Below are 12,501 nucleotides of genomic sequence, written 5' to 3'. Positions count from 1 at the left end.
CCAGCGCCACCCTAGGTCAATCGAGCACGGCGGGCGCGTCTGTTATCACCACACCGACATCCCGACCGGAGGGCCGGCCGCAGCGGAACCAGACCATTGTCCGGTACCGGACGGGCCGGTCACACCGTGGGTCCGGGTTGATCCAGCCGGGCCAGAATCGGTCCGATCTCGGCCAGTCCGGCCGGACTCGCCAACTCCTCATGCGTGGTTCCGACGGGGTATTCGACGATCTCGCCGTCCACATACGGCCGCCAATCCGAGGCGGCGAGATCGCGGGCGACATTGCCCGGGTCGCAGGCGGCCCGGAAGAATTCGACCGTGCCGCGGAACACCTCCGGCCGATGGTCGGCCACCAGTTCGGCCGAGCGCACCGCGCCGCGGTAGATCCGGCGGACCTGCTCGGACGTGAGCGTGATCACGTCGGCCGGAATGGTCGCGTGCAGGAAGGCCAGCGCCTCCTCGCTCAGCTCGTGCAGATCGCCGTCGGGCAGGAAGTCCGGTCCGATCCCGAGCTCGGCGAGCGCGCCGCGCAGGGTGGTGCGGAAGTCGGCGACATCCAGATTCGGATAGGCGTCCAGGATCGCCAGCAGCGCCACCGATTCGCCCGCGGCCTGCAGTTCGGTGGCGATCCCATGGGCCAGCACACCGCCCAGCGACCACCCCAGCACCCGATACGGCCCATGCGGCTGCACGGTGCGGATCTCGGCGACGTAGCGAATCACCATCTCCCGCAACGACTCCGGCACGTAATCCTCGCTCAGCGCGGGCGACTGCAGGCCCCACAGCGGGCGCTGCGGCAGATAGGCCGCGAGACCCGAATAGGCCCAGGCCAATCCGTACATCGGATGGATACAGAACAGCGGATCCCCGGTGCCCGCCCGCAGCGGCAGCAGCACGTCGAAGGCCGAGGCGGCGGGTTCCGGCGCGGCGATGCGGCGGGCCAGACCGGCGACGGTGGCATCGCCGAACAACCACGCCACCTCGACGCGGACGCCGGTCGCCTCGCGCAGCCGCGCCACCGCGCGGGTCGCGAGCAGCGAATTGCCGCCGAGGGAGAAGAAGTCGTCGTCGAGTCCGGCGGATTCCACGCCCAGCAGGTCGGCGAAGACCCCGGCGACGGCCAGTTCGGTGTCGGTACCGGGTGCTCGGAAGGTGTTGTCGCGCATGATCTCCGGCGCGGGCAGCGCGCGGCGGTCGAGTTTGCCGTTCGGGGTGAGCGGCAGCGCGTCCAGCACCATGATCGCGTCGGGAACCATATAGCCGGTGAGGAATTCGCTCACCTCGGTGCGCAGTGCCGCCGGATCCCGGTCGGCCACGACATAACCCACCAGTCGGTCGCCCACGCGCTCGTCGTGCCGCACCACCGCCGCGGCCTGGCCGACGCCCGCACAGCGCAGCAGGGCCGCCTCGATCTCGCCGAGTTCGATACGGAAACCACGCAATTGGATCTGCTGATCGCCGCGGCCCGCATACTCGAGCCGGGCCCGATCGCCGCTCTCGTGCCAGCGGCCGAGGTCGCCGGAGCGGTACAGCCGCGAACCGGGCGGGCCATAGGGGTTGGCGACGAAGCGGGTCGCGGTCAGGCCCGGGCGACCGAGGTATCCGCGCGAGAGTTGTTCGCCCGCAACGTACATCTCCCCCGGCACATCGGCCGGGACCGGATGCAGCCGGGCGTCGAGGATATGGACCTCGAGGCCCGGTAGCGGGCGGCCGATGACGCTGGCCGAGGCGGCCGCGAGCCGCTCGTCGAGCGCCAGGAACGATACGTGCACCGTGGTCTCGGTGATGCCGTACATGTTGACCAGGCGGGCCTCGGGATGATCGGCCTGCCAGGACGCCACCCGGCGCAGATCCAGCGCCTCACCGCCGAATACGATGTGGCGCAGCGCGAAATCGCCGCGTCCGGCCGCCTGATCGGCGGCCATCAGCTGATAGAACGCCGAGGGCGTCTGGTCGAGGACGGTCACCCGTTCGCGAATCAGCAACTCCCGGAACTGTTCCGGCGAGCGAGAGGTCAGATAGTCGACCACGACCACGCTGCCGCCGGTGGCGAGGGCGGCCCACAGCTCCCACACCGAGAAGTCGAAGGCGAAGGAGTGGAACATCGTCCACACGTCGGTGTGGTCGAAGTGGAACAGCGGCTGCGCATTGGCCAACAGCTGCAGCACATTCCGGTGCGTGACACCGACGCCCTTGGGGATGCCGGTCGATCCGGAGGTGTAGATGACGTAGGCGAGATGGTCGGGATGCAGTGGCGCGCGCCGGTCGGCATCGGTGATCGGCGCATCGTCGAAGCCCTCCGCCCGGTGCAGCAGCAGCGTCGGAATATCGTGCTGCGGCAGGGTCTCCCACATCTCGGTCGTGGTGAGTACATACGCCGGTGCGGCGTCGGCGAGCAGGAATTCCAGTCGCCGGCGCGGATAGGTGGTGTCGATGGGCAGATAGCCCGCCCCGGCCTTCAGGATCGCCAGCAGGGCGACCGGCAGCTCCTCGGTGCGCGGAACCGACACGGCCACCAGGGATTCCGGGCCGACCCCGCCCGCGATGAGGGCGCGGGCGAGCCGGTTGGCCCGGCGGTCGAGTTCGGCGAAGCTCAGTGTCGCCTCGCCCGCCCGCACGGCGACGGCGGTGGGCCGCAGCCGCGCCTGTCCCTCGATCAGGGCGACCAGGGACGGTGCCGGTATCGTGCGCGGCGGCGCGAGCGGCGCGTTCCACTGCCGCAGCGCCCGTTCGCGCTCGGCCTCGGTGCGCAGCTCGATATCCCCGATCACGGTGTCGGCCGCGGCCAATCCGGTCAGGATGCGGCGGAAGCGGTCGGCGAAGCCGAGGACGGTGGCCTCGTCGAACAGATCGGTCGCATAGGTCAGCGCGGCGGACAGGCCCTGGGCCGTGCCGGTGGGATCCGTGCGTTCGGCGAGGGTGAGCTGCAGGTCGAACTTGGCCGGGGTCGGGAGCGCGTCCAGGCCGGAGACGGTCAGCCCGGGCAGCCGCAGCTCGCTCGCGGTCAGGTTCTGGAAGGCCAGCGCCACCTGGAACAGCGGATGCCGGGCCGTCGAGCGGACCGGATCGAGCAGTTCGACCAGCCGCTCGAACGGGACATCGGCGTGGGCGAAGGCGGCGATATCGGTGCGGCGCACGCCGCCCAGCAGGTCCGCGACCGTGCTGCCCGGGTCGATCTCGGTGCGCAGCACGAGGGTGTTGACGAACATGCCGACCAGCTCGTCCAGCGCCGCCTCGCCGCGCCCGGCGATGGGCGTGCCGATGGCGATGTCGCGGGTGCCCGACAGCCGGGCCAGCAGCACCGCCAGCGCGGCGTGCGCGATCATGAACAGCGTCGAATTATGCCTGCGCGCCAGGTCTTTCAGCGCGCGGTGCAGTTCGGCGTCGATATCGAACGAGACGGTCGCGCCGCGATAGGTGGCGACGGCCGGGCGGGGCCGATCGGCGGGCAGATCCACTTGTTCGGGCAGCGCGGCCAATTCGGCGCGCCAGTAGGAGATCTGCTGGGCCAGTGCCGATTCCGGATCGTCCTCGGCGCCGAGCGCGCGCTGCTGCCACAGCGCGTAGTCGGCGTACTGCACCGGCAGCGGCGACCAGGCGGGCGGCTCCCCCGCCGCGCGTCCGGTGTAGGCCAGGACGAGATCGCGGGTGAGCGGGCCCATGGACCAGCCGTCGGTGGCGATGTGATGGGCCACGAACACCAGGATGTGCTCGGCCGGTTCCAGGCGCAGCAGCGCTGTGCGGAAGGGGATTTCGGTGGTCACGTCGAAGCCCGCCGAGACGGTCTCGGTCACGACCGCCTCGATCCGCGCGCTCGTCACCTCCCGCGGCGTCAGGTCGATATCGATCGTGCGCGCGGAGTGGATGACCTGGACCGGTCCGGTCGCGGTGAGCGGATAGGTGGTGCGCAGGATCTCGTGCCGCGCAACCAGATCCGCGACCGCCTCCCGCAGCGCGTCCACATCGAGCGCACCGGACAACCGGATCGCCACCGGGATGTTGTACACCGCCGCCGACGGATCGAACTGATTGAGGAACCACATCCGCTGCTGCGCGAACGACAGCGGGATCGTCTCGGGGCGTTCGATGGCCACGAGTGCCGGGCGTGGGCGCTCGGTGGAGCGTTCCACGGCCGCGGCCAGCGCGGTGACGGTCGGGGATTCGAACATGCTCCGCACGGAGACGCGGGTGTCCAGGGCCGCGCCGATGCGGGCGGCGACCTGGGTGGCCAGCAACGAGTTACCACCGAGAGCGAAGAAATCATCATCGGCACCGACACGATCCACACCGAGAATATCGGCATACACCGACGCCACAACCTCCTCGATCGGAGTCGACGGCGCCCGGAACGCGATGCTCTCGAACTCCGGCTCCGGCAACGCCTTCCGATCCAACTTGCCGTTCACATTCAACGGCAAAGCATCCAGGACCACGAAAGCCGACGGCACCATATACGACGGCAACGCCGCCGACAGCGCCGACTTCACCTGCGCCACATCCAGATCCGAACCGGACGGGACCAGGTAGGCGACCAACCGATCGCCCGCACGCTCATCCGACCTCGCCACAACGGCCGTCTGCGCGATCTGCGGCAACGCCCGCAGCGCGGCCTCGATCTCACCGAGCTCGATCCGGAAACCACGGATCTTCACCTGGAAGTCCGTGCGACCCCGATATTCCAACTCACCGTTGCTCCAGGCGACAAGGTCACCGGTGCGGTACATGCGGGCGCCCGGGGTTCCGAAGGGGTTGGCCACGAAGCGGTCCGCGGTCAGGTCGGGGCGGGCGAAGTAGCCGCGGGCGAGTTGCGCGCCTGCCAGATACAGTTCGCCGGATATGCCCTCGGGGACCGGGTGCAGGCGCGAATCCAGCACGTAGACCTGACTGTTCCACTCCGGGACACCGATCGGCACCGAGGTCCGGTCCGCATCGGTCACCTCGTGAGTGGTGATCGAGACGGCGGCCTCGGTCGGGCCGTACAGGTTGAACAGATCGGTGTCGGGGTGCGCGGATCGGAACCGTTGCGCCAGTGCCCCGGGCAGGGCCTCGCCGATCGCCAGTACTCGGCGCAGGGGCGGCAGGCCGCCATCGGCCAGCAGGGCGTCGAGCATGGATGGGACGACGTGCAGCGTGGTGATGCCCGTGCGGGTCATGAGGTCGGTGAGATAGGCGGGGTCGCGGTGGCCGTCGACGGTGGCGAGCACGAGGCGAGCACCCGATGCCGCGGCGGACCAGAACTCCCATACCGACAAGTCGAACGTCGCGGCGGTCTTCAACAGCAGCGCATCATCCACGCCCAAACCGAATTCAGCCGTCTTCCACAGCAATTGGTTCACCACCGCGGCATGCGGAACCGCCACACCCTTCGGACGACCCGTCGAACCGGAGGTGAAGATCACGTATGCGGTGTTCTCCGGACGCAGCGGGGATACTCGCTCGGCATCGGTGATCGCCGCATCCGACAGCTCGCTCGAAGCCAGCTCATCGATCCGGATCAGTGGTGCCACATCGGTTTCGAACTCCGCGGCGGCGTTGGTCAGCACACATACCGGCGCGGCAGTGGACAGGACATAGCCCGTCCGCTCGGCGGGCTGATCCGGATCCACCGGCACATACACACCACCAGCGACCGACACCGCGTACATCGCGACCACGAGATCGGTCGAGCGACGCAACGCCAACGCCACCCGCGACTCCGGACCCACGCCCAACGAAATCAGATACCGCGCAAGCCGATTCACCCGCGCGCCGAGCTCGCCATAGCTGAGCACCTGCCCGGTGTCGTCGGCGACGAGTGCGGTCGTATCGGGCGCCACAGCGACCGTGCACTCCAGCAGTCCGGCCAAGGTCAGCTCACGGCCGCCGAAGCCTGGCATGCGCAGCGCGGCCGAATTCAGCGGATAGCCGGTGGCATTCGGGCGAGTGAGGACCCGGTGCAGTTCGGTCGGGTCGAGTACGGCCAGATCACCCACGGGTGTGCGCGCGTCGGCGATGACCTGGGACAGCATCCGCGCCAGGCGCTGCGCGACGGTGGTCACGGTCTCCGCGTCGAAAAGGTCTGTGGCATAGGTGAAGAAGCCACCCAGACCCGCCGCACCACCATCCTCGCCATACGCGTCAGCGACGATCAGATGCAGATCGAACTGCGACACATCCAGATCCGCATCCACACCCGCCACACTCAACCCGGGCAGCTCCAACTCGGTACGAGCCACATTCTGGAACGACAGGCCGACCTGGAACAGCGGATGATGCGCCGTGGAACGCCGCGGATTGAGCACCTCCACCAAACGCTCGAACGGAACATCCGCATGCGCGAAAGCCTGCAGATCCGTTTCCCGCTGTCGCACGAGAAGGTCCGCGAACGACTCACCACGATCGACCCGCGTCCGGAACACGACCGTATTCACGAACATACCGATCAAATCATCCAGCTCGGCCTCACCTCGGCCCGCCACCGGAGTACCGATCGCGATGTCGTCACTGCCCGACAACCGAGCCAGCAATACCGCCAACGCCGTATGCACAACCATGAACATCGTCGCGCCGTGCTCCCGCGCCAAGCTCACCAGCCCGGTATGGGTCGCGGCATCGACGGCGAACGGCACCCGTCCACCCGCCAGCGTCGCCATCGCGGGTCGCGGCCGATCCGTCGGCAGCTCCAGCAGATCCGGCAGCCCGGACAACTCGCGACGCCAGTAGGAGATCTGCTGGGCGGCAATCGAATCCGAATCCGATTCGTCGCCGAGCACCGCGCGCTGCCACAGGGCGTAATCGGCGTACTGCACCCGCAGCGGGGCCCAGCCCGGGGCCTCGCCCGCCGTGCGCGCCGCATACGCCGTCATCACATCGCGCACCAGCGGACCCATGGACGAACCATCGGCCGCGATGTGATGCACCACGACCGCCAGCACGTACTCCGGCGTCTGGGCATCCGAAATCCGCAGCAGCCGAACGCGAATCGGCACCTCGGCCGTGACATCGAACGGCGTCACCGCCAATTCGACCACCGCGGCGGCCACCTCCCCGGCCGCGACCGGTTCCACGGCCACACCCAATCGGGTATCCGGCGGCAGGATCACCTGTGCCGGGCCCTCCTGGGTTTCCGGATAGACCGTGCGCAGCACCTCATGCCGCACGATCACATCGTCGAGCGCCGCCGACAGCGCCGCCACCTCCAGATCACCGCTCAATCGCAGCGCGAACGGCAGGTTGTAGGCCGCCGAACCGTCGGCCTGATCGAAGCGATTGAGGAACCACATGCGCCGCTGCGCCAGCGATAACGGCAGTCGGCCGGGCCGCTCGATATCGCCCAGCGGCACGGTCCGTCGCCCGTGCGTCTGCGATTCGACGGCAGCGGCCAGGCCCGCGACGGTGGATGTCTCGAACAGCGCCCGCACCGGAATGCGGATCCCGAGCAGTGCGCCCAGCCGCGCCACCACCCGGGTGGCGATCAGCGAATTGCCGCCCAGGGCGAAGAAGTCGTCGTCGGCGCCGACGCGTGCCACGTCGAGGACATCGGCGTACACGCCCGCCACGATCTCCTCGACCGGCGTTGCGGGAGCGCGGAATTCGCGTCCGGCGAACGTCGGCTCCGGCAGCGCCTTGCGGTCGAGCTTACCGCTGACATTGAGTGGAAACGCCGCCAGCGCCACGATGGTCGCCGGAACCATATACGCGGGCAGGGTTTTCCCGATCGCATCCCGCAATTCGCCCGCATCGATCCGATATCCGGGCATCGGCACCGCATAGGCGACCAGCTGATCGCCCAGCGCGGAACCCATCACCAACGCCACCGCCTGGCTCACCGACGGCTGAGCCAGCAGCGCGGTCTCGATCTCGCCCAACTCGATGCGCTGACCACGGAACTTCACCTGGAAATCGGTGCGGCCCAGGTAATCCAGCCGCGCGGGCAGCGCGGCGGTCTCCGCACGCCAGACGACCAGATCGCCGGTGCGGTACATGCGGGAACCTCTCAGTTCCCCGAAGGGGTCGGCCACGAACCGGTCCGCCGTCAGATCCGGACGCCGCACATACCCACGCGCCAACTGATCACCAGCCAGATACAACTCACCCGGCACCCCCGCCGGAACCGGCCGCAACCGCGAATCCAGCACATACACCCGGGTATTCCACTGCGGCAGGCCGATCGGCACGGTCGGCCGATCGGTATCGCGGGCCTCCCAATAGGTCACCGATACCGCGGCCTCGGTGGGCCCGTACAGATTGTGGACGCGGGCCCGGCTGATCCGGCGCACCGCCCGCACCGTCTCCGGCGGCAGCGCCTCGCCGATGACGAAGATGTCGCGCAGGGTCGGGCACGCTCCGGCGCCCACCTGCGCGGCGAACACCGTCAGCATGGATGGGACGAAGTCGGTGACCGTAACACCCTGCGCGGCAATGGTTTCCGCGACGTATACCGGATCCCGATGACCATCGTGCGTGGCCACCACCAACTTCGCACCGGTCCGCAACGGCATGAACCAACCCCACAACGACACATCGAACGTCGTCGCGGTCTTCTGCAGATACACATCACCGGGCCACAGCGGATACTGCGCGAGCATCCACTCGATCTGGTTGTGGATCGCGCCGTGCGAGACGGCCACACCCTTGGGGCGGCCCGTGGAGCCCGAGGTGAAGATGACGTAGGCCGGATGCCCGCCCCGCACGGGAGCGCGGCGCTCGGCGTCGGCGATCGGATCGGCGGACAGGCCGGACAGATCGAGGCGATCGATCTCGATCGGCTCGAGCCTGGGAAGCTCGGCCCGATCGCGGCTGGTGGTCAGCACGCACAGCGGCCGGGCGGTGTCGAGGATATGCGCGATGCGTTCGGCCGGATGATCCGGATCCAGCGGCACATACGCACCACCGGCCGCCACGATCGCGTACATCCCCACGACCAGATCCAGCGAGCGGCGAACGGCCAGGCCCACCAAAGTCTCCGGGCCCACACCGCGCGCGATCAGCAGGCGGGCAAGGCGATTGACGCGGGCATCGAATTCCGCATAGGTGAGGTCGGAGCCCTCATAGGTCACCGCGACCGCATCGGCATGCCGCACCACCGCGCGACGATAGCCGTCGAGCAGCCCCTCGGGCGCCACCGCATGCCGAGTATCGTTCCAGCCCCGCAGGATTCGACCGCGTTCGACATCGGAGAGCAGTTCGATCGCACCGACCGCGCGCTCCGGCTCGTCGGTCACCGCGACCAGCAGGCGCACGAACCGATCGGCGAATCCGGCGACGGTGGCCGCGTCGAACAGGTCGGCGGCATAGGTGAACAGCGCCGAGAACCCGTCCGGCGCGCCATCGTTCTCGCGCGGGACGAGCGTCAGCTGCAGATCGAATTTCGCTACCGCACCGTCGAATTCGACCGCGCGCACCGACAGATCGGGCAGCTCCAACTGCGGGGAGTCCATATTCTGGAAGAACAACGCCACCTGGAACAGCGGATGATGCGCCTGCGAACGCACCGGATCCAACACCTCGACCAACCGCTCGAACGGCAACTCCCCATGCGAGAACGCCCCGAGATCGGACTCCTTCACCACCGCCAGCAGATCAACGAACGACACGGCAGGATCGACACTCGTCCGCAACACGAGCATGTTGACGAACATGCCGATGAGATCGTCCAGCTCCCGCTCACCGCGCCCGGCCACCGGCGTGCCGACGGCGATATCGTCGGTGGCCGACAGCCGCGCCAACAGCACGGCGAATGCCGCATGCGCTGCCATGAACAGCGAGGAACCGTGGCGCCGGGCCACTTCCAGCAGGCGCGCATGGATCGTCGCATCGATCGCGAAGGCGTACTGCCCGCCGCGGCCGGAGATCACCGCGGGCCGCGGCCGATCCGCGGGCAGCTCCAGCCGATCGGGCAGACCCGCCAAAGCCGTACGCCAGTAATCGATCTGGCGCGTGGCGACCGAATCCGGATCCGTCTCCTCGCCCAGCGCCGCACGCTGCCACAGCGTGTAATCGGCGTACTGCACCGGCAGCGGTTCCCAGGTCGGGGCGCTACCCGCGTGCCGGGCCAGATATGCGGTCGCCAGATCCCGCACCAGCGGGGCGACGGAGGCGCCGTCGGCCGCGATGTGGTGGATCACCAGGGCCAGCACATAGTCGGATCCTGCTGTGCCGGAATCGATGCGCAGCAGCGCGATGCGCAGCGGCACCTCAGCGGTCACATCGAATCCGGCCAGCGCGAAGGCGGTCAGCCGGCCCTCGATTTCGTCCGGGGCGACGGGTTCGGGCGCGAGGTCGGCGACGGCGCGCTCCGGCGGCAGCACGACCTGATATCCGGTGCCGTCGACGGCCGGATAGACCGTGCGCAGCGTCTCGTGCCGCGCCACCACATCGGCGATCGCGGCCCGCAGCGCGTCCACATCGATATCGCCCGAAAGCCGCAGCGCGAAGGGGATGTTGTTCACCGCGGACGCGGTATCGAACCGATTGAGGAACCAGATCCGCTGCTGGGCGGGCGCGAGCGGAATCCGTTCCGGACGCTCGACGGGTATCAGCGGCGGCCGCGCTCCCGCACCCGCGCGCAGCTCCGGCCGACTCGCCAACGCCGCGACGGTCGGCGCGTCGAACAGCAGCCGGGCGGGAAAACGCGTGCCCAGCTGCGACCCGAGTCGCGCGGCGACCCGAGTGGCGAGCAGGGAGTTGCCGCCGAGGGCGAAGAAGTCGTCGTCGGCGCCGATCGGCTCGTCGCGCTCGAGCAGTTCGGCGAAGACGGCCGCGACCGCCTCCTCGAGCGGACCCGACGGCGCTCGATACGGCCGGCTGCGCAGCTCCGGTGCGGGAAGTGCGGCGCGGTCCAGCTTTCCGACCGGGGTCAGCGGAATCTCGTCGAGCACGAGGACGGCCGTCGGCACCATATGGGCCGGGAGCGTCCGGGCGGCCAGCGCCGTGAGCTGCTCGACCTCCACCCGGGCGTGCTCGGCGGCATGGACGTAGGACACGAGCACGGTCACGCCGTTGTCGAGCTCATAGCCGACCGTGACCGCGAAATCGACCGTTTCGTGTCCGGCCAGCACCTCATCGATCTCGCCGAGCTCGATCCGCAGACCGCGGATCTTCACCTGGAAATCGTTGCGGCCCAGATATTCCAGATCGCCATCGGCCGTGCGCCGCACCAGATCACCCGTGCGGTACAGGCGAGAACCGCAGCCATCGTCCGAGCTGCCCCCTGGGACTACTTCCGAGCTGCCCCCTGGGACCCCGAAGGGGTCGGCCACGAAACGCGCCGCCGTCAGCGAGGCCCGTCGGTGATAGCCGCGCGCCAGCAGCGGACCGGCGATATACAACTCCCCGACCGCCCCGGGGTGCACCTGCGCGAGGCGCTCGTCCAGAACGTATTCGACCGCACCGCGAATCGGGCCGCCGATGGTCACCGGCGAATTCGGCGACAGCTCGGCGCAATTGGCCATGATCGTCGCCTCGGTCGGCCCGTAACCGTTGAAGAAGTGCCGGATCCGGCCCTCCCCGATCGGCACCGCCCAACGCCGCACCAGCTCCGGCGGACATGCCTCACCCGCCGCGAGCACCATCCGCAGCGTCGTGAGGCCGTCGGGATCCAGCGAGGCGAGCACCGACGGCGTGATCACCGCATGCGTGACCGCCTCCCGGTGCATCAGCGCGGTCAGCTCGGCGCCGCCGAATATCGCCGGAGCCGACACCACCAGCGTCGCCCCCGAACCCACCGCCATCAACAGCTCGAACACCGAGGCGTCGAATGACGGCGATGCCACCTGCAGCACCCGCGCCGCGCTGGTCAACTGAAAGCGTTCGCGCTGCTCATCGCAGAGATTCGATAATCCGGCATGCGTCACCGCCACTCCCTTGGGCAGGCCCGTGGAGCCCGAGGTGTAGATGACATAGGCCGGATGTTCGGCGCGCAACGGCCGCACCCGGTCCTCATAGGTCACCGGATCGGTCGGGAACTCCGCCAGGCTCCGGCCGAGTTCGGCGGAATCGACGATCAGCCATTCGAGCGCATCGGGCAGCTCGGCCGCCACCTCGGTGACGGTGAGGCCCAGGACCGCACGGGAATCGGTGACCAGATGCGTGATGCGCTCGGCGGGGTGATTCGGATCGACGGCCAGGAATCCCGCGCCGGTCTTGGCGACCGCCCACACCGCCACGACAGCGTCCACCGAACGCGGAATGCCCAGAGCCACCAGGTCTTCCGGTCCGATACCGCGCGCGATGAGCAGCCGCGCCAACCGCGTCGAGCGCTCGTCGAGCTCGGCATAGGTCACCTCGGCGAGGGTCGCGGTGGCGTCGGCGTGGATCACCGCCACACCCTCGGGATTCGCCTCGACCGCCGTCGTCATCAGGCGCGGCAGCGTCGTGGCGCGCGGGCGGCGAACCCGCACCGGGCGCTGGCGGGCGGGGCGCGTCATCCGCGCCACCCGTACTGATTGTGTCCCCTGCCCCCGACTACGAACATCACGATGAAACCTTCTGTGCGCTCATGTCGAACCTCCGCAATCCTGC

Annotated in this window: 1 protein-coding gene; it reads right to left on the bottom strand. The window is 68.9% G+C overall.

Features of this window, described 5'->3' with window-relative positions:
* Positions 1 to 119: 119 nt before the first annotated feature.
* Positions 120 to 12,416, bottom strand: coding sequence for an amino acid adenylation domain-containing protein (locus tag ACIA76_RS07945; RefSeq protein WP_397149810.1), 12,297 nt, complete (start codon positions 12,414 to 12,416; stop codon positions 120 to 122).
* Between the last annotated feature and the right edge of the window lie 85 nt (positions 12,417 to 12,501).

Source organism: Nocardia sp. NPDC051570 (genome assembly GCF_044454005.1).
In the GTDB taxonomy this organism is placed as follows: Bacteria; Actinomycetota; Actinomycetes; order Mycobacteriales; family Mycobacteriaceae; genus Nocardia.
The sequence above is the reverse complement of the archived record's forward strand: the minus strand, read 5'-3'. Positions and strand labels throughout refer to the sequence as shown.